Genomic DNA, 18,884 nt, shown 5'->3' with positions numbered 1-18,884 from the left:
ATCTCAGGAGCACAGAGGTGCCGGCTGCCTCGGAGGCGGCCGGCACCCGCTCGAAATCCCCGGAGCACCAGAGCGAACCGCAGTGCCCGGCCGTACGCCCGCTCGGCGTCCGACACCCGCACGGCGCCGGCCTCCCGACAACCGAAGGCACGACGTGCCGACCCAGCCGCCCCTCAGGGGTGCCGCACATCCGGAGCCCAAATGAACCGCCTCCGCACCTCCCGCAACCACACATCCACGCCGCCCGCCCGCAAGAAGCAGGACGACACACACAAGCCGCATGCCGGAGCCGGTATCGGCCGATGGCTGGCGGCGAGCACTACCTGGTTCGGCCCTTTCACCGTGATCACGGCCGCGATGAGCGTCCTCGCCCTCGCCATCGGTGGGCCGGAGATCACCGACACGGCCGGCCAGGTCCTCGGCGCCGCCGACTGGACCCAGCCCCTCACCTGGGCTGCGCTGCTGCTCAAGATCAGCGCCAGCGGACTGAGCTTCCTTCCCGTGGGCGTGGCCGGCTACCTGGCGTACGGCATGGCCGGCAGGCCGGCGCTGGTCCCCGGCGTGCTGGGCGGTATGGCCGCCATGGGCGTCCAGGGCGGCGTTCTCGCCGGTCTGGCCGCCGGCCTGATCGCTGGCGCGGCCACCATGGCACTCCAGCGGATTGCCGTCCCGCCGGCACTGCGGGACGTCACCACGACCGTGCTCGTGCCCCTGCTGGCGACGGTGGTGACCGCGGCCGTGCTCATCGTTTTCGCCGGGCCGCAACTGGGCGCTCTGACCACGTGGCTGCACCAGGAACTGGCCTGGCTGGAGTTCCACAACACCGTCCTGGTCGGTGTGATCCTTGGACTGATGGTCTGCTCCGACCTCGGCGGCGCGATCGGCAAGACCGCCATCGCCTTCGGAACGGTGGGCGTGAGCGGTTCCGACCCCTCCAAGTTCAACCCCACCGACATGACCATGCTGGCCGCCGTGGTTGCGGCCGGCATGGTTCCCGCGCTCGGCCTGGCCCTCGCCACCCTGGTACGCGGCCGGGTCTTCAACGACGCCGAACGGGCCTACGGCAAGGTGGCCTGGCTGTTCGGCGCGACCGCCATACCCGAGGGCGCGGTCCCCTTCGCCGTGGCCGATCCCCTGCGCGTGATCCCGGCGGGCATGGCCGGCGGAACCGTCGCCGGCGCCCTAGTCATGATCTTCGGCACGACGATCACCGTCCCCTACGGAGGCGTCTTCGCCATCGGCCAGGTCGGCAAGCCGCTGCTCTTCGCCCTTGCCGTCACCGCCGGCGTCCTCGTCACCGCCGCGGCCACGGTCGCCCTGAAGAGCGTGCGCCCCACCACGGCGACCACCGCGAGTCCTGCCCGCGCCGGCACTCGCCGGAAGACACCCGCGGCCGCGTGAGCCCTCGACGGGGGCATCGTGTGCGGATCCCGCGGGAGAAGCATCGGACTCCGGACGAACGAACCGCGCCTCTTCCCCGCGGACTGGTCCGCGCGGGCTGTGGCCGCAGGGCGCCGGGAACCCCGCACCGTGGCGCAGCCGGGCGCCCGTGGCTTCCGCCGGCCGGTCCTGGGACGCGGGGTCCGCGACCGAAGGGCTGGACACCCGGTCGTCCCGGCCCGCCCGGTACCTCAGGCGGGCGGCGCCAGGACGGGTGGTTCAGTGGCCGCGGGAGGGACCGTCTCCGGCTCGGCAGGGAGCCGCAGTACGGCCTCCGCTCCGCCCTCCGGACGGTTGTGGAAGGTCAGGCCGGCGCTCAGGAGACGGGCCTGTCCCACCGCGATCGTCAGGCCCAGGCCGGTGCCGGTGCCGGGGACGGTCGTACGGAAGCGCTGCGGGCCGGAGGTGCGCAGGACGGCCAACAGGTCGGGAGGGAAGCCCGGGCCGTGGTCGCGGACGCGGACGACGGGGCCGTCGACTTCCAGCAGCACCGGCGGGGCGCCGTGCCGGAGAGCGTTGGCCGCCAGGTTCGCGAGGACGCGCTCGACGCGGCGCGGGTCGGTCGTGACGACCGTGTCCTCGCCGACCCGGACCTCCACGCCCTCCAGCGCGGCCACCGCCCGCCGGGCCATCGCGCTCACCTGGCGCCGCTCGGTCTCCGGCGTCGCCGCCTGCGCGTCCATGCGGGCCACCTCCAGTACGTCCTCGACCAGAGCGCACAGCTTCCCCACGGACCCCTTCACCAGATCCGCCGCGCGGCTCGGCGGCAGCAGGCCCACCGCCGTCGACATGCCCGCCACCGGGGTGCGCAACTCGTGGGCGATGTCCGCGGTCACCCGGCGCTCGGCCTCCAGCCGCGCGCCCAGCGCGTCCGCCATCGTGTTGACGGCGACCGCGAGCCGGGCGATCTCGTCCCAGCCGTCGGGGGCGACCCGGGCATCGAGATCACCGTCGGCGATGCGTTCCGCGGTGCGGGCCGCGGCCGTGGCCCGGCGGCCCATCCGCACCCCGAGAAGCAGCCCGGCCAGGGACACCACCACGGTCGCGGCCCCGCCGACGGCGGCCAGGGCCCGGTCCAGCGCGGTCAGGGAGCGGACCTCGGGGACGTACGAGCGCGACAGGGCGAGCACGTTCCGGTCCGAGACGCGGGTCGCCGCCCACAGCCTCGGTCGCGACGCGTCGTCCTGGAGGTAGGTCACTCGGAGCCCCCGGCGCACATCGCGTTCCATCGCCGCGGGCAGGTCCGGCGGGTCGACGCGGGCCGCGGACGTGCGGCCGACGGCGTAGTCGTAGGCGGCGCTCATCAGCCGCCGGTCCAGGTCGGAGCGGGCTGCGGCCAGTTGGTCGGCGGCGGTGACCGAGTGCACCAGGACGCCGATCGCGCTCGCGACGCAGACGGCCGCGGCGGCGACGGCCAGGGCGATCTTGGTGCCGATGTTCACGGCCGGGGAGCGCCGGCCCTTCGTACGACCGCGTCGGACGGTACGGGTGACGCGCACGGGCCGGGCGACGACCAGGCGCACGATGCTCACGACGGTGCTGGGTCGGAGGATCTTCACGGCTGCACCCGGCCGGGGAGCCCGTCCATCCAGGGCCGCACGATGTCAGCCCTCGCAGCGCAGTTTGTAGCCGAAGCCGCGCACCGTCTCGATCCGCTCCCGCCCGATCTTGACGCGCAGCCGCTGCACGTGCGCGTCCACCACCCGGGTGTCACCGGCCCACGAATAGTCCCAGACCCGCTCCAGCAGCAGGTCCCGGGTGAGCACCGTGCCGGGGCAGGCGGCGAACTCCCGTAGCAGTTTCAGCTCGGTCGTGGTCAGGCAGAGGGGCTTCTCGCCCCGGGACACCTCCAGCGACACCGGATCGAAGACCAGATCCCCGAAACGCAGCGGCGCGTTCTCCGGCCTGCTCTCGGCGGGGGCGGCGCGCCGCAGCAGGGAACGGACGCGGGCCACCAGGACCGGGCCGTCGAAGGGTTTGGTGACGTAGTCGTCCGCGCCTGCCTCCAGTCCCATCACCACGTCCACCGGGTCGTTGCGGGCCGAGATCAACAGCACCGGCACCCGTGACTCCTCGCGGATGCGCCCGGCCAGGCTCACCCCGTTCAGCCCGGGCAGCATGATGTCCAGCACGGCCACGTCCGGGGCGCGCTCACGGAACAGGGCGAGCCCATCCACACCGTCGGCGGCGGTACGGACCAGGTAACCGCGCTCCTCCAGGGTTAGCCGGGTCGCCTCCCGGATCATCTCGTCGTCCTCGACCAGCAGAACTTCGTACATGCGCTCCCCTCCGGGCAGCTATCGGGCCGGATTGTCACGCCTTGGGCACGTGCAGCCGGACGCTGCCGACACCTTCCGCCCACCAGGGCGCCGGTGATGCCAGGGCGGTGACGGAGGCGTGGCCGTAGTAGGCCGCGTACTGGCGCTTGGACAGGCCGTTCAGCACGACCCGGACCCGGTAGGTGGGGGGTTCGCCCTTCTCGCAGAGGGAGAGACAGGCCAGGTCGATCACCACGCCGGTGGCGGTTGCCCGGGGCCTGCCCCAGTCCCGCCACTTCAGCCGGTCCAGGGTGGTCACCTCCGTGAGGTCCATCATGTCCGGCTCGCGTCGGGGTTGGGACCGCCAGTCTTCCACGTACACCGGCCCCGACCAGGGAATCCCCGTCGGTGCCCGCCCCTCGACCCGAGTACCGCCGACCGCCGTGCCGCAGCCTGCCAGACAGAAGGCGAGCACGGCACACCATCTCGATCGGTGCAGCCGCATGGCCCGTCTCCTCCCTCGGGTCTCGTGAGAAAAGCACACTGGCCCCCGAGGATGAACGGGTCATGTATGGACATTAAGAGAAATGCAAAGGGATCTCCGGGACGGCGGCCGCGGCCGCCGTCCCGATCGACCGGCACCCGTCGAGAGCGTACTGCCGAGATCCCGATGTCCTGGCGTGCGGAAACGTAACCTTTCGGCCCTCTGGTCAGCGGCAATGTCACCGGTATTGGCCCTAGGGTGTCGCAGATGTGTTGAGGATCTTCAGGAGCTGGTCGTGGAGCTGGGCGGGGGCGGCCAGGAAGCTGCTCGCGCCGGCCTGCCAGGGGCGGCAGGCGAGGTCGGTGACCAGGGCGCCGGCTTCGGCGGCCACCAGTGCCGCGCCCAGGAGGTTGCTGTCGTCGACGCCGTACTCCCAGAAGGCGTCGATGCGGCCGGCGGCGGTGTCGGCGATCTGCCAGGAGGTGGGTCCGAGGTTGCGCACGGCTCCGGCGAAGGGGAGGACTGCGGACAGGGAGCGGCCTGCTCCGGCGATGGCCTCGGGCTCGGCGGCGATGGTCGGCGGCTGGCTGGTGCCGAGCAGAGAGATCTTCAGGTCGGTTTTGAGTGATGGCTGGATGGGTCGCCCGTTGCGGTGGGCGCCGTGGCCGGCGGCGGCGGTGTAGGTCTCCGCGCGCAGCGGGGAGTGCAGCACGGTTGCCACTGGGCGGCGGTCGCGGACCAGTGTCACGCTGATCGACCAGTACGGCATGTCCTGGAGGAATTGCACGGCGCCGTCGAGGGCGTCGACCACCCACACCTCGCCCGAGGCGGGGAGCTCGGTCTCCATTTCCTCGCCCCATGCCGCCTGGGGGCGCAGTGGCGACAGGTGCTCGCGCAGCAGGTCGGCGGCGGGCTTGTCCAGCGCATCGAACCGCTGGGCGAAGTCGCCCCACGTCGTGGCCGCCGGGGTCTGCACCACTGCGCCGTTGAGGAATCGGGCGACGGCGTGAGTCGCGGCCTGCATCGGCTCCAGCAGCTCGTTGTCGGACGTGTGGGCCTGCGGGAAGTGGTTTGCTGTCATGCCCCGACTTTCCGGCCGACGCGGCGTTCCGACCCCTTCGAGCGCCCATTATCGGGTGAATCTGGTAAACAATCGTCATGCGGTGGCCGATTTGGTCACTTGTGAGGACGGTTTTGGTGGTGCTGCCCTCGTCCCGGGCGCTTGACCGCACGGCCGATGAGGACGGTTTCGGTGCCGGTGATGGCGTGCCCGCTCAGGTCCCGGGTCAGGAAGCGGTACAGGTGCTCCGCGTCGCGGAGCCAGACCGCCACGCACAGGTTGGCCTTGCCGGTGGTGGCCATGGCCCCGTGCACCGAGGGGTGCGCGGCCAGGGCGCGCCCGGTCTCGTCGAGGTGGTCGGGGGGCACCTCCATCCAGATGTTCGCATCGACGTCCATACCGAGGCGGCGGGGGTCGACCACGACCTCGGTGGTCAGACTGCGCTGGGACAGGAGCGTTGCCAGCCTGCGCCGCACCGTGGATTCCGCGATCGCGGTGTGCTCCGCCACGGCGGCGGCGGGCAGTCGGCCGTCCTCCTCCAGTGCCGCGATGATCGCCTCGTCGGTCTCGTCCAGGATGCGGGCGGTGTCGTGCTGCGCCACCGCGGGGGTCAGGGCTGCGCGTTCGTCCTGGGTGAGCGCGTCCAGGCGCCAGTCGCTGGAGTCGGCGAATACGTGCAGCACCGTCTGGGTCGCCACGGAGGTCACAGCGTTGGTTACGGGGAGTTTCTGGAACACCAGTTGATGGCTCGGACCGGGGCTCGGCAGCAGCACTGCTGAGATCTCGTCACCGCCGGCGGTGACGTCGATGAAGGGGATGTCCGCGCGGGCGGCGAGCCCGGCGGTGATCACGTCGATCTTTCCGCGCAGTACGCGGATCCGCAGCAGCATGGCGCCCGCGTCGGTGCCGGTCCTGGGGGCGGGCCGGCCCAGGACCCGGACCGATCCGTCGCCCGTCATGGCCTTCAGGCGGCGGTGCACATCGCGAACGCCGTAGCCCAGGACCGCAGCCGCGCGTTCCGCGGTGACCCGGCCGTCGCACTGCAGCGCGGCGATGAGCCGACGGTCGCGGTCGGACAGCGGTGGAAGCGCCGTTTTCTGTGACATGTGGACCAGTTTCGCTCAAATATCAGTGCATAGCCATCGTTATCACGCGAGTCAAGCTGACACTGGAGTGGATTCCACCAAGGTATCCGGCAGTTGAGAGGACCTCGATGAAGGCCGGTATCGGGATCCAAACCACGAAGGAGGGTCGCGATGACTGAGAAGGAAGAGATCCGGGAGGTCGCCACGCGCTGGTGGCGGGCGGTGGACGCGTGTCGCTGGGACGAGGTTCGAAGCCTGCTGTGCGAGGACTTCGTCTACAGCTACACGGACGCCGAGCACGAGGAATTTCCCTGGTTCACCGGTGCTGACGAGGCAGTGCGCCGGTTGCAGGGGATCGCCGGGACGGTGGAGGGGGTTCAGCACTACCTGGCCAACTCCACGGTGACCCTCGACGGGGACCAGGCGATGGACGCGGTGTACAACCTCGCCCTGATCGCGCCCAAGGGCATCAAGCCCGGGGACTCGCTCATGTCGTACGGCGCGGAGAACACCTTCCACCTCCGCCGTGAGTCGGAGAGTTGGCGCATCCACACGTTGGTGTCGGAGACCGTCCTCCCCGATCCGTGGCAGGACGACAAGTCGGCGTTCCCGCCCCGCGGAACCAAATCGGCATAAGCGCCCAGCATCCGCAATCTCATCGCGCAACGCACCGCATTCGCACCGCATCCGTAGACACAGAGAACGAGGCGCAGTCATGAGTTCGAAGATCGGGAACAAGACTCCACAGGAGTTCACGGAGGGCATGATCCAGGAACTGTTCGTCGCGCCGACCGAGCCGCCCGCGGCGGTCGTCGGGCGGTACCTGAACGCCGACTACGCGCAGTACACCGACGGCCAGGTCGTCGGCAGGGAGCAGCAGGTCGCCCATCTGGAGTTCCTCCACAAGAACGCCACCCTGGTGGAGTTCGACATCCAGCAGGTGACCTACGACGGCGAATGGCTGGCCGAGCGGCACCTCGGGCATGTGGTCTTCAGGGACGGGCGTGACGTGCGCAGCGAGGTAGCGACGTTCTTCCGCATAGTCGACGGAAGGATCTCCGAGGTCCACGAGGTCACCCGCCCGCTGTCGGACAACGACGACGACCGTGCCGTGCACACCGCGCACTGACTCCTCGGGCCGGGGCCGTTCGCGGCCTCGGCCCGAACCCCCGCTCCTCGGCGTACCGGTGTGGTGGCTCGGCCAGAGGTGGGCGAGTGCGGCGGCATGTCCGGCTCCCCCGGTGACAGCCGTCGGCCGGCCACGGGCCGGGGCCGACGCGCTGGTCGGACGGGACGCGGCTCCGGTCAGCCTTCCTGCCGCCGCTGTGCCGTGGACCAGCCGATCAGGGCGCCGCGCAGGGCGGCCACCAGGCCGGCGGCGGCCTCGTCCTCGGTGCGTCCGCTCTTGATCAGGTCGAGGATGTCGCGCGGGTCGAACAGGGCGTTCCACAGGTACAGGGCTTCGTCCCCGAGGTCGCCGAGGCCGAGGTCCTCGGTGCTCTGGCGGAGCGGCTCGGCCAGAGCCTCGGCCTGTGGCGCGAGGTAGCCGGTTCCCTCGCGGAGGCGTTCGAGGTAGCCGCGGTGCGAGCGCATCTGGGCCATCGCGCCGCCGTGTTCGAGGACGAGCGACACCCAGTAACGCGAGACCGCCTCAAGACGTGCCATGCCCCTGGAGGTCTGCCGGGCGCTGAAGTCCCTTAGTTCTGAGCCGACTTGGGCCCGGAAGGCGTGCAGGATCTCTTCTACGGAGGAGAAGTGGCGGTAGGCCGTCGCGGTGGACACTTCGGCGTGCTTGGCGATCTCCGCCAGGCTGACCGGAGTCGGCGAATTCTCGAACAGCAGCGCGGCGGCCTTGATGAGCTGCCTGCGGTTGCGTTCGGTGTCACTACGCATGGGTCGGCTCCCCGTTGCCTGCGAGACGGCCTTCACCGCAGCGCCGCCAGGCCATCGGCCAGTCGGCGGACACCCTCGGTGATGGACTGCGGATCGGCAGCGTACGACAGCCGCAGATGTCCTTCGCCCTGGGCTCCGAACTCGCTTCCGGGGCGGACCGCGACTCCGTGCGTGCGCAATGCCGCGACGACCTCCACGGAGGGCAGGTCGAGGTCGTAGCGCGGGAACTGGTAGAAGGCGCCTTCTGGCGCGCTGAGCGTGAGGCCGGGAATCGCGGCCAGTTCCTTCCGCATCAGCTCGCCGCGCTCCAGGTATGCGGCGCGCATGCGCGCGACGTCCTCGGCGCAGTTCCGCACCGCGGCGAGCGCGGCGTCCTGGACGACGGTGTTCATGGAGCCGTTGAAGGTGTTGTGTATGCGCGCGGACGCCTGGATGAGCGGCGTCGGTCCCCAGAGGTAGCCGACGCGCCAGCCGGTCATCGCGTAGCTCTTGGAGAAGGTCTGGCAGTAGATCGTGCGCTCGCGCAGGCCGTCGAGGGAGATCGCCGAGGTGAACGGGCGGCCGGTGTAGTCGAGATCGGAGTAGGCCTCGTCGGAGATGACGATCGTGTCGGTGCCGTCCAACAGGTCGGCGAGCGTGGTGAGTTCCTCGTTGCTGTGCACGATGCCGGTCGGGTTCACGGGGTTGCAGAAGACGAACAACCGGGCGCCGGTAAGGGCGTCGGCGAGCCGGTCGAGGTCCCAGTGCAGATCGTCGACGAGCGGCACGGGTACCACGATGCCGCCGGCCATGCTGACCAGGTCGGCGTACAGGGAGTAGGTGGGGTCGGGGACGACCACCCTGTCACCGGGGTTGACGATGCCGAGGATCGAGGCGGCGAGCCCGGCCGTGCCGCCTTGGGTGATGAGGATGTCCGAGGCACTCGCGGGCACCCGGGCGATGCCGGTCAGCTTTTCGGCGAGTGCCTCGCGCAGCGTGGCCTCACCGAGCAGGGGCGAGTAGTGGGTACGGCCGGCGCGCAGCGAGGCGTGGGCGGCCTCCGTCACCGTGCCGGGGGTGTCGAAGTCGGGTTCGCCCATGGCGAGGGAGACGAGGTCGCCCCGGGACTGCGGCTGCTGCGTCCGGCGCGAGGCGGCCGCTATCCGGGCGACCGCGTCGGCGGCGGCGAACCGGGGCGGCTGCGTGGTGGTGACGGTGGGCGGCATGCGCTCCTCCTGATGACGGAATGATCGGGCCCGCTGACGGCGGAAGGGCGGACCCGTTGCTGGCGGTGCGGTCAGGCCTGCGGCATCGCGTCCGCGGGTGCGCCGGCCCAGCGGCTGATCTCCAGGTCGCCGGAGGTGTCGCGCTGCCGGGTGGGGGCGACGACGATCTCCTGCAGGACGACCCGCTGGGGAAGGGTGACCGCGAGGCGGATGGCCTCGGCGACGTCCTCGGGCTGCACCATGTTCGCCCGCTCCTCGGCGGCCGGGGGCCGGGCGCGGTTGTCGAGGATGGGGGTGTCCGCCTCGCCGGGCAGCACGGTGATCGCGCGCAGGCCCTGGTTGCGGAAGGTGTTGTGCAGGAACGTCATGAAGTTGCGGACCCCGGCCTTCGCCGCGCCGTAGGCGGCCCCGCCCAGCAGGTTGGGGTTGACGGCGGCGAGCGAGGAGACCGTGACGATCGTCCCGGTGCCCCGGCCGAGCATGTCGGGCAGTACGGCCTGGGTGAGCTGGAAGACGGCCGTGAGGTTGACGTCGAGGACCTCGCGCCACTCCTCGTGCGGCAGCCACTGCGGGTTGAGCACCGAGGAGGCGCTGCCCGCGTTGTTCACCAGGACGTCGACGGGGCCGAGTTCGGCGTGGACCCGGTCGAGGACGCGGGTCACGTCGTCGGCGCGGGTGATGTCGGCCGCGAGGGCGAGGGCGGTTCCGCCCTCGGCGCGGATCGTGGCTGCGACGGCGTCGAGCGCCTCCTGCCGACGGCCGACCAGCACGACGGTCGCGCCGTCCTGGGCGAGCAGCCGTGCGGTCTCCAGCCCCATCCCGCTGCCCGCCCCTGTGATGAGTGCGGTCCTGCCGGGCGACGTCGTCACCGTTCCTCCTTCATGACAGGCCCCGAGGGGCCGAGCTGATCTGATATGCGAATCTCAAATGAGAATAGCTTCGCAATTAATGCGGGACAAGGGCGCCGAGAATCCCAGGGCCCCGAAGGCCTCGGCCGCCGCGTGTCCCAGCGCGCGCACCTCGGCCTCGCGGCGCGCGAGCTGTCGCAGCGAGGTCTCCTGGTCGGTCCAGCGGAACCGCAGCTCCCGCCCGGGACCTGCCTGTCCGAGGAGGGACAGCGAGGCCCGCGAGGCGACGCCGACGATCGGATAGCCGGCCGTCAGGCTCCGGTAGCGGCCCAGCACGATGAGCTCGTCCGCGTGCGGGATCTGGAGCGCGCCGACGGGGACGCCGTGCGACACGATCTCGGTGTCGGTGTCCGGGTGCAGCACCGGGCCGTCGAGCCGGAGGCCCACATGGTTGGAGCGGGGGGTGACGACGTACGTCGAGTCCTCGATCAGTTCGCGGATGCCGGCGATCGTGCGGATGCCGTGGCTCGCGACGACATCGATGACCCAGGGCCCGTCGTCGAAGCGCGGGACGGGGACCGGTAGTCGGAAGAGCGGCGGATCGAACAGCCGGTGGCCGAAACCGCCGAACTCCGTTTCCACCAGGAGTCGTTCGCCCTGGGTGAGGAACTGCCCAAATCCCATCCTGGCGTCCGGAGCGGCGCTCCCGAGCAGGGTCTGCGCGGTGAGCACGCCGTTCACGGCGAGGTAGACACGGGTCCCGCGGTTCATGTCCGCGCGGACCCTGATCTCCTGCCCCGCCGGCACCACCAGGGGCGACCAGCTGTCGGCGGGCGCGCCCTCCACGGTGACCCGAGCAGGTGCTCCGGTGACGGCCAGCAGGACATCGGCGTCGGGCACCAGGGCCAGCTCGCCGCCGAGGCTCTCGACGAGGGTCGCTTCTCGGGGGTTACCCACGAGGAGGTTCGCGACGGATGCCGAGTGCTGGTCGGCCGCGCCGCCGGTGGGCACACCGCGCCGCTCCGTGTCCCGGCGGCCGAGGTCCTGGAACGTCGTGACCCAGCCGCTGCTCGTGACGTCGAGTCCCACGGTCGTCATACGACCTCCTCCGTCGGCAACAGGAAGCCGGCGGCCAGCGCCGACGCCTCGTCGCGGGTGACCGGCACGAAGCGCACGACGTCCCCGGTCCCGAACGAGACGGGGTCCGGGCGCGAGATGTCGACGATGGTGTGCGGGGTGCGCCCGACGACCCGCCAACCTGTCGGGCCGGGGAACGGCTGGATGATCGCGTTGGTCCCGGCGATCATGACGGACCCGGGGGCCACGTCCGTCCGCGGCTCGGCCTGTCGGCGCACCGGCCGGGGCACCTTGAGCCCGTCCATCATCGGGGCCATCGCCGCGCCCAGGAGCGCGATCGTGAAGGTCGACTCCGCGATGGCATCGACGACTTCGGCGGGGGGCAGCCCCAACTCCTCGGCCACGGGCGCGAGATCGGGACCGTACTCGTCGTCGAAGACGACGGGGACCGTGAACGAGCGCACCACCCGCGAGCCGACCGGTCCGTCCGAGGGCGCCCATCGCGCGACCAACCGGGCCGCGTACTCGACGTGTTGGAGCGCGGTCCGCAGCGGGTCGAACTCGATGAGCAGGGACTCAAGGCCGGAGACGACGTCGAGCACGCCATGCGGACGGTGCGCCAGGAACCGGTCGCGGAAGGCGACGATCGCGGCCCTGCGGATCGCCTGGTCGGCGTGGGGGATGGTCACCATCACCGCCGAGTCCCCGAAGGGCTCGACGGCGATGGCGCCGTACTGTGCTGTGGTCATCGCCTGATCCCGCGTTCGGCCCTCAGTGGGCAAGCGCGGCCTCCTTCGCCTTCTCTGCCAGGACGTCCCGCAACCCGGTCACCTTGATGTCCGCCGCCGCGAGGGCGGCGCGCAGTGCGGTGCCGTTCGCCAGGACGGACGGGTGGTCGCCGTGCAGCAGGAGCACATCGGCGTCGTGGCCGAGCGGCACGACATGGCCGTCGACCGAGCGGACGGTGCCTTCCTGCACGACCTGGGCGGAGCGCTCGCCGATCAGCTCGGGGTCGTGGATTAGACCGCCTTCGTGTGAGCGCGACACGGGCATGCCGTCGTCGCCGTAGCCGCGGTCGGCCAGGAAGACGTAACCGACCTCCAGACCGCGCTTGCGCGACTCCTCGGCGAGCAGCCCGCGCTGACAGATGACGATGTAGTCCTTGTTGTACGCGGCGACCGCGTCGGTGATGGCCCGGGCGTGCTTGGCGTCGGTCTGCGCGATCGAGCCCATCCGGCCGTGCGGCGCCACGTGGCTGATGGTGCCGCCGTGCACCCGCGCGAAGGCGTCGAGCGCGCCGAGCTGGTACAGGACGTCGGTGCGGATCTCCTCCTCGGTCGCCTCGATGAGCCGGCGGCCGAAGCCGACGAGGTCGGGGTAGCCGGGGTGGGCGCCGAGCTCGATGCCGCGCTCCACGCAGTCGGCGACCGTGCGGTCCATGATCCGCGGGTCGCCGGCGTGGAAGCCGCAGGCGATGTTCGACGAGGTGACGAGGCCGAGAAGGGCGGCGTCGTCCCCGATCGTGTAGTTGCCGAAACTCTCGCCGAGGTCGGCGACGACGGCTACGGAGTTGATTCCCATGGTGTCTCCCGGGGTGTTTCGGGTGTCTCAGCTGGTGGCGAGGGGGCGGCCCTTGGTCTCGCGCAGGAAGGCGATGCTGACCAGAGTGATCAACGCGGTCAGGATGGACGCGAAGGCCGGGATCAGATTGGAGCCCGTCGACTTGATCAGGTCGGTCATCAGCAGCGGCGCGCTGCCGCCGAAGATGATCGTCGAGATGCTGAAACCGATGCTGTAGGCGGAGTAGCGGACGCTGGTCGGGAACATTTCGGCGAGCGCGGTGTGGACGACGGCGGCGTGCCCAGAGAAGGCGACGGCCATGACGACGGTGCCGATACAGGCGAGCGCGAACTCGCCCGTGGTGATGAGCCGGAACATCGGGTACGACACGGCAGCCATGGCGACGGCGGAGCCCGTGAGCACGGGCTTACGCCCGATCCGGTCCGACAGCCGGGCCATCAGCGGAATACAGACGGCGATGGCGACCAGGCTGAACGACGTGACCGTCAGCGCCCGCAGCATCGAGAAGTTGTGCGCGCCGAGCGAGGTCTTCAGGTAGGTCGGCATGTAGACGAAGAGCAGGTAGTAGCCGGGGCCGTTGAGCGCGGGGAGGAAGATCGTGAGCGCGATCGCCTTCAGGTGGCGCGGCGAGGTCAGGGCCTCGCGCAGCGGGTTGCGAGCGACCGTCTTCTGCTCCCGCAGGGCGACGAAGTGCGGGGTCTCCTCCAGACGGCGGCGGATGTAGAAGCCGACGTAGCCGAGCGGTACGGCCAGCAGGAACGGCACCCGCCAGGCCCAGGAGGTCATCGCGTCGTCGCCGAGCGTGGTGATGAGGACGGCGGAGAAGGCGCTGCCGAACATCAGGGCGATGAACGAGCCGACGGCGATGAAGCTCATCATGTAGTTGCGGCGGGCGTCCGGGGCGTATTCGCCGACGAAGGACATGGCACCGGCCACCTCACCGCCGGCCGAGAAGCCCTGGAGTATCCGCAGGAGGACCAGCAGGACGGGCGCGCCGACACCGATGACGGCGTGGGAGGGGATGAGGCCGATCGCCGCGGTCGCCGCGGAGATCAGGACCAGCAGGGTGGCCAGCAGGGACTTGCGGCCGATGCGGTCCCCGAGATAACCGCAGATGACGCTCCCGAACGGGCGGGCCAGGAAGCTGACCAGGAATCCGACGTTGGTGAGGAAGAGGTTGCCGGCCTCGGCCCCGCCCATGATGTTGATCGCGAGATAGGTGACGAGCAGGCCGTAGATGCCGTAGTCGTACCACTCGACGAACGAGCCGATCGCACCCGCGACGGTGGCTTTGCGAACCACCTTCGCGTTCGTGGAGGCGACGTCGAGCTCAGCGGCGCCGAACTGTTCCGACGCACCCTCGGGACGGCCTGATGTGGTGTCGAGCCGATCTGACGTTGTCATACGCGTTCACTTTCGGATCGCGGACTCCGGGGACGGCGTCCTGAGAAAACCTGCGCTGAACGTGGTCACTGACGGCAGTCGCTGCTGTGTCGAGGTGCGCCCGGACCTTGTGGGTTGTCTCGGGAGGGCGGTGGTGGAGCCGTCGGGGTGGGGGCTCGTCTTGTTCCTGCCCTGCACGGTGTCACGGTGTCCCGAGCTGGCCGGAGGCCAACATCGGAGCCAAGTTGCGACTTCAATGTCGAATGAGAATAGGTTCGCATTCTAGGGCGGTCAAGGGTAGGTGTTGCCTCCACGTTAACCTTGCGCTTCCATCGCGCTTCCGCTCTGGATCACTTGGCTTCCCCGATGGGGTGGAGCCGGGTTGGGCGTCCGATCGCACCCGGTGAACCTCGCTCGGCCGAGTGCGCACCCCTTGTCCTGGCCTGCGTGTGGATGCAGAATGACTTCCGTGAAATGCGAAAGCATTCGCAGTTTCTGCCCAGTGCGGGATGGGACCGACCCCATGTCACCCGCTGTCAGAGCTGCTTTCCGTGGCCGAAACCTCACGGTCTGGACACGGCCAACCGGCTGGGGGCACCTCTGCCGCGGTGGCTTCGGCCTCCCGCACCGACATCACTTCAAGGAGCCTGCGATGACCCAGGACAACGTGCGTGTGAACACCTCATGGGACCGCGTCGACTGTGAAGTGCTCGATCAGTTCCGTACCCACTCCGTGGCCAACCTCGGCGACGCCCTCGACCGGTTGAACATCGTCGACGGGGGCATCGCGCCCGTCTGGAACGGGGCCACGGCCGTCGGCACCGCGCTCCCGGTGCTCACCGTCGCGGGTGACAACAAGGCCGTGATCGCGGCCCTGGAGCACATTCGTCCCGGTGACATCCTCGTCATCAACGCCTTCGGCTACGAGGGCCGCGCCATCATCGGTGACAACCTCGCCCAGCGCTTCGCCGCGTTCGGTGCCGCCGGCGCGATCGTCGACGGCTATGTACGGGACGCCGCGATCATCGAAAAGCTCGGTGTCCCGGTCTTCGCACGCGGGCTCACGCCCGCCGGCCCGTTCAAGAACGGGCCCGGCACGATCGGTGAGCCGGTCGCCATCGGCGGCGTGGTGGTGAACCCCGGTGACATCGTCGCCGCCGACGGGGACGGTGTCATCGTCATCCCGCCGCACCGCGTGGACGAGGCGCTCAAGGCGGTCGAGGAGATCGTCGCCCGCGAAGCCGCACTGGACGCCGAGGTCGAATCGCTGCGGATCAAGGCCGCCGGATGACCGGCCCGGACAGGCCGACGGGCGGTTTCCGGGTCGTCGTCGCCGCCCCGCTCGCCGAGGAGAACTGCGCGCGCATACAGGAGCTGGAGCCGCGGGTCGATCTCGTCGTCGACCACTCCCTCCTCCCGCCGATGCGCTGGCCAGCCGACTTCGCGGGTGACCCGGCCTGGCGGCGCACCCCCCGGCAGCAGCGCGCCTACGAGGACGCGATCGACTCGGCCGACGCCTTGTACGGCATCCCCGACGTGGACCCGGCGGCCCTGGCACGCACGGTCCGGGCCAATCCCCGCCTGCGCTGGGTGCACACCATGGCCGCGGGCGGAGGCAGCCAGGTAGAGGCCGCCAGGTTGAGCGCGGACGAACTCGACCGGGTCCTGTTCACCACCTCGGCCGGTGTGCACGGACAGCCGCTCGCCGAGTTCGCCGTGTTCGGCGTGCTGGCCGGGGCCAAGAACCTGCCCCGGCTCAGCCGCCAGCAGCGGCGGCACGAGTGGAGCGGTCGCTGGACGATGGGGCAGGTGAGCGAGCAGACCGTGCTCGTGCTCGGCCTCGGCGGGATCGGCCGGGCCGTCGCCGCGAAACTCGACGCGCTCGGCGCGACGGTCGTCGGCACGAGCAGAAGGGACGTCACCGTCCCCGGGGTCTCCACCGTGGTGCACCCCGACCGCGTCTTCGAGGTGGCATCCACCGTGGACGCCGTCGTGAACACGCTTCCCGGCACCGCGGCGACCGAGCATCTCGTCGGCAAACGGTTCTTCGACGCCCTCCGGCCCGGCGCCTGCCTGGTCAACGTAGGCCGCGGGAGCGTCGTCGACGAGGCCGCCCTGGTCGACGCGCTCGACTCCGGCCGTGTCGGCTTCGCCGCGCTGGACGTCTTCGAGGCCGAACCACTGCCCGCCCACAGCCCGCTCTGGGACCACGACCACGTGCTGGTGAGCCCACACACCGCCGCGCTCGACGAGGCGGAGGACCGGCTCATCGCCGAGCTCTTCGCCGCCAACGCCACCCGACTCCTCGACGGACACCACCTGATCAACCGGGTGAACACCGTCGAGTTCTACTGACCAGGAAGACAACCACGCACATGACTTCCGCTTTCGACCTCACCGGAAAGGTCGCCCTGGTCACCGGATCGAGCCGCGGCATCGGACTCGGCATCGCCACGGGACTCGCCGACGCCGGAGCCACGATCGTCCTCAACGGCATTGATCCCGTCCGTCTCGAAGCGACCCGCGCGACGCTCGCCCATCGGTTCGGCGACGACCGCGTCGCGGCCCGAGCCTTCGACATCGTCGATGAGGAGGCTGTCGCGGAGGCCGTCGCGTCGATCGAGTCCGAAGCGGGCGCCATCGACATCCTGGTGAACAACGCGGGCGTCCAGCACCGCGAACCTCTGGTCGAGGTGAGCCTCGACAACTGGCGGCGCGTGATCGACACCAACCTCACCGGTGCCTTTGTCGTGGGCCGCCAGGTCGCCGGCCGGATGCTGCCGAGGCACGCCGGGAAGATCGTCAACATCTGCTCGGTGCAGACCGACCTGGCCCGCCCGACCATCGGCCCCTACACAGCGGCCAAGGGCGCCCTGCGCAACCTCACCCGGGTCATGACCGCGGAATGGGCCGGCGAAGGACTACAGATCAACGGAATCGCGCCCGGATACATCCACACAGAGATGACACAGAACCTGGTGGACGACGACGAGTTCAACTCATGGATCCTCGGCCGTACGCCCGCTCGGCGCTGGGGGACGGTGGCCGATGTCGTCGGCCCGACCGTGTGGCTCGCCTCCAGCGCCTCCGACTACGTCAACGGCCAGGTCGTCTTCGTCGACGGCGGCATGACGGTCGTCGTCTGAGAAGGGAAATGTTCATGACTCCCCGCACCACCATCGCGGTCGTCGCCCACGGCGCCGACGACGTCCGGGTCGAACGCGTCGTCGTGCGTCCCCCCGAGCCGCACGAGGTCGTCGTCAGCGTCGCCCACGGCGGCATCTGCGGCTCCGACCTGCACTACTGGCGGCACGGCGCCGTCGGGGAATCCGTCCTTCGGGCACCGATGGTCCTCGGTCACGAGGTGGCCGGAACCGTCGTACGGGCGGCCTCCGACGGAACCGGCCCGGCCGTCGGCACCCGGGTCGCGGTTCATCCGGCGAGGCACGAACGCACCGACATCCGTTTCCCTCCGGACCGGCCCAATCTCTCTCCCGGAGTGCGCTACCTCGGCTCGGCCGCGCGGTTCCCGCACACGGAGGGAGCCTTCGCCCGCGAGATCGTGGTTCCCGCGGCGATGCTGCGTGAACTGCCCGAGTGGATCGATCTCCGTGTCGCGACCCTGGCCGAGCCTGCCGCCGTCGCCTGGCACGCCGTGTCGCAGGCGGGCGACCTCGGCGGCAAGCGCGTCCTGGTCGTCGGGAGCGGCCCCATCGGTGCCCTGGCCGTCGCGGTGGCGGCCCGCGCCGGCGCCGCGGAGATCGTGGCGGTCGACCTGCACGCGAAGCCCCGTGAGATCGCGAGCGCGGTCGGCGCCACACGGACACTCGACGCGGGCGACACCGAGGCCATCGCCGCCGTGGACGCGGACGTGGTGATCGAGTCCTCCGGCAACCATCGAGGTCTCGCGTCCGCCATCAAGGGCGCCACCCGGGGCGGCACGGTGGTCATGGTGGGGCTTCTGCCGGGCGGCGACCAGCCGGTGCCCATCGCGCACGCCATCAGTCGGGAACTGCGGCTGGTCGGCTCGTTCCGCTTCAACGACGAGATCGACGAGGTGATCGCGGCGATCGCCGACGGATCCCTGGCGGTCGGCCCGATCATCACCCACGACTTCCCCGCGGACGAGGCGCTCAAGGGCTTTGCCGTCGCCGCCGACGCCTCGGTCTCAAGCAAGGTCCTCCTCACGTTCTGAGCCCTCCACCACGGCGCAGGCCCGGCGCGAAGCGGCGGCACGCGGGGCGGTGAGACAGACCCCGGCCGGTCCTGAGGAGGCGGGCTTGCGAAAGGGAGCGCGCGAGGAACACGGCCGCGTCCATTCCGAGGAATGCGCCCGCGAGGCCCGGCGCGCTTCGGTGGCCGACGTCGTCGACCGAAGCCGAGCTCGTCACCGGTTGCCGCTGGGGCCGCCGCAGCGCTTGGCCGTCCCGCTCGGTCGGTCCCATGGTGGGCTCGCCGGTGATGCCGAGGCGCCCGATCGCCCCGGCGAGCACCAGGGAGGTTGCCCGTGGCGTGGTCAGCGCGTACTTCACGCGGACGACGCCACCGGGTTCACGAACGGTCCCCTTCT

20 protein-coding genes are annotated in these 18,884 nt (G+C 70.6%); 7 read left to right on the top strand and 13 right to left on the bottom strand.

What is annotated here, in order from left to right; translation table 11 throughout:
- The first annotated feature begins 201 nt into the window (after positions 1-201).
- Entirely contained in the window at positions 202-1,401 is a 1,200-nt protein-coding gene (locus ABZT04_RS26470) for a PTS fructose transporter subunit IIC (RefSeq protein WP_356059473.1), read from the top strand.
- Positions 1,402-1,631: 230 nt separating this feature from the next.
- Here the strand turns inward: ABZT04_RS26470 and ABZT04_RS26465 are convergent, their stop codons facing one another.
- The 5 genes from ABZT04_RS26465 to ABZT04_RS26445 form a co-directional block, all read right to left on the bottom strand.
- Positions 1,632-2,999: a HAMP domain-containing sensor histidine kinase gene (locus tag ABZT04_RS26465; RefSeq protein WP_356059472.1), complete on the bottom strand. Its 1,368-nt coding sequence runs from the start codon at positions 2,997-2,999 to the stop codon at positions 1,632-1,634.
- Between the two features lie 45 nt (positions 3,000-3,044).
- Positions 3,045-3,719, bottom strand: a complete 675-nt coding sequence (gene cseB / locus ABZT04_RS26460) for a two-component system response regulator CseB (protein ID WP_356059471.1) — start codon at positions 3,717-3,719, stop codon at positions 3,045-3,047.
- A gap of 34 nt (positions 3,720-3,753) precedes the next feature.
- The gene (locus ABZT04_RS26455) at positions 3,754-4,203 is read right to left on the bottom strand and encodes a hypothetical protein (RefSeq protein ID WP_356059470.1); all 450 of its coding nucleotides are present in this window, start codon (positions 4,201-4,203) and stop codon (positions 3,754-3,756) included.
- Between the two features lie 232 nt (positions 4,204-4,435).
- Positions 4,436-5,263, bottom strand: a complete 828-nt coding sequence (locus ABZT04_RS26450; RefSeq protein ID WP_356059469.1) for an inositol monophosphatase family protein — start codon at positions 5,261-5,263, stop codon at positions 4,436-4,438.
- 95 nt (positions 5,264-5,358) lie between these two features.
- Entirely contained in the window at positions 5,359-6,348 is a 990-nt protein-coding gene (locus ABZT04_RS26445) for an Lrp/AsnC family transcriptional regulator (protein WP_356059468.1), read from the bottom strand.
- A 150-nt stretch (positions 6,349-6,498) separates the two neighbouring features.
- Between ABZT04_RS26445 and ABZT04_RS26440 the strand changes: the two genes are divergently transcribed.
- Both ABZT04_RS26440 and ABZT04_RS26435 read left to right on the top strand, forming a co-directional pair.
- The gene (locus ABZT04_RS26440) at positions 6,499-6,963 is read left to right on the top strand and encodes a nuclear transport factor 2 family protein (protein WP_356059467.1); all 465 of its coding nucleotides are present in this window, start codon (positions 6,499-6,501) and stop codon (positions 6,961-6,963) included.
- A gap of 79 nt (positions 6,964-7,042) precedes the next feature.
- Complete coding sequence (locus ABZT04_RS26435; protein ID WP_356059466.1) at positions 7,043-7,456, top strand: nuclear transport factor 2 family protein; 414 nt, start codon at positions 7,043-7,045, stop codon at positions 7,454-7,456.
- A gap of 176 nt (positions 7,457-7,632) precedes the next feature.
- Here the strand turns inward: ABZT04_RS26435 and ABZT04_RS26430 are convergent, their stop codons facing one another.
- The 7 genes from ABZT04_RS26430 to ABZT04_RS26400 form a co-directional block, all read right to left on the bottom strand.
- Complete coding sequence (locus ABZT04_RS26430) at positions 7,633-8,220, bottom strand: helix-turn-helix domain-containing protein (RefSeq protein WP_356059465.1); 588 nt, start codon at positions 8,218-8,220, stop codon at positions 7,633-7,635.
- A gap of 32 nt (positions 8,221-8,252) precedes the next feature.
- Entirely contained in the window at positions 8,253-9,425 is a 1,173-nt protein-coding gene (locus ABZT04_RS26425) for an aminotransferase class I/II-fold pyridoxal phosphate-dependent enzyme (protein WP_356059464.1), read from the bottom strand.
- Between the two features lie 71 nt (positions 9,426-9,496).
- Positions 9,497-10,294, bottom strand: a complete 798-nt coding sequence (locus ABZT04_RS26420) for an SDR family oxidoreductase (protein ID WP_356059463.1) — start codon at positions 10,292-10,294, stop codon at positions 9,497-9,499.
- A gap of 54 nt (positions 10,295-10,348) precedes the next feature.
- Positions 10,349-11,371: an allophanate hydrolase gene (locus ABZT04_RS26415; protein WP_356059462.1), complete on the bottom strand. Its 1,023-nt coding sequence runs from the start codon at positions 11,369-11,371 to the stop codon at positions 10,349-10,351.
- Complete coding sequence (locus ABZT04_RS26410; protein ID WP_356059461.1) at positions 11,368-12,099, bottom strand: carboxyltransferase domain-containing protein; 732 nt, start codon at positions 12,097-12,099, stop codon at positions 11,368-11,370. Before ABZT04_RS26410 ends, ABZT04_RS26415 begins: the two co-directional genes overlap by 4 nt.
- 22 nt (positions 12,100-12,121) lie before the next feature.
- Positions 12,122-12,931, bottom strand: a complete 810-nt coding sequence (locus ABZT04_RS26405) for a 5-oxoprolinase subunit PxpA (protein WP_356059460.1) — start codon at positions 12,929-12,931, stop codon at positions 12,122-12,124.
- A 27-nt stretch (positions 12,932-12,958) separates the two neighbouring features.
- On the bottom strand, positions 12,959-14,335 hold the full coding sequence (locus tag ABZT04_RS26400) for an MFS transporter (protein ID WP_356059459.1): 1,377 nt from the start codon (positions 14,333-14,335) through the stop codon (positions 12,959-12,961).
- 631 nt (positions 14,336-14,966) lie between these two features.
- Here ABZT04_RS26400 and ABZT04_RS26395 point away from each other — a divergent pair.
- Genes ABZT04_RS26395 through ABZT04_RS26380 form a run of 4 tightly spaced genes read left to right on the top strand, consistent with a single transcriptional unit; the run spans position 14,967 to position 18,509 of the window.
- Positions 14,967-15,605 (top strand): RraA family protein, encoded by a 639-nt coding sequence (locus ABZT04_RS26395; protein ID WP_356059458.1) that lies wholly within the window; start codon positions 14,967-14,969, stop codon positions 15,603-15,605.
- Positions 15,602-16,669 carry a D-2-hydroxyacid dehydrogenase gene (locus ABZT04_RS26390; RefSeq protein ID WP_356059457.1) on the top strand — a complete coding sequence of 356 codons (1,068 nt, stop codon included), beginning with the start codon at positions 15,602-15,604 and terminating at the stop codon, positions 16,667-16,669. Before ABZT04_RS26395 ends, ABZT04_RS26390 begins: the two co-directional genes overlap by 4 nt.
- A gap of 20 nt (positions 16,670-16,689) precedes the next feature.
- Complete coding sequence (locus ABZT04_RS26385) at positions 16,690-17,460, top strand: SDR family oxidoreductase (protein WP_356059456.1); 771 nt, start codon at positions 16,690-16,692, stop codon at positions 17,458-17,460.
- 14 nt (positions 17,461-17,474) lie between these two features.
- Positions 17,475-18,509, top strand: coding sequence for an L-idonate 5-dehydrogenase (locus ABZT04_RS26380; protein ID WP_356059455.1), 1,035 nt, complete (start codon positions 17,475-17,477; stop codon positions 18,507-18,509).
- On the opposite strand, the gene ABZT04_RS26375 is transcribed toward ABZT04_RS26380, so the two are convergent.
- The gene (locus ABZT04_RS26375; protein WP_356059454.1) at positions 18,499-18,846 is read right to left on the bottom strand and encodes a hypothetical protein; all 348 of its coding nucleotides are present in this window, start codon (positions 18,844-18,846) and stop codon (positions 18,499-18,501) included. The genes ABZT04_RS26380 and ABZT04_RS26375 overlap by 11 nt on opposite strands.
- Positions 18,847-18,884 lie beyond the last annotated feature (38 nt).

Origin of the sequence: Streptomyces sp. NPDC005492 (genome assembly GCF_040605995.1) — a bacterium.
In the GTDB taxonomy this organism is placed as follows: domain Bacteria; phylum Actinomycetota; class Actinomycetes; order Streptomycetales; family Streptomycetaceae; genus Streptomyces.
The sequence above is the reverse complement of the archived record's forward strand: the minus strand, read 5'-3'. Positions and strand labels throughout refer to the sequence as shown.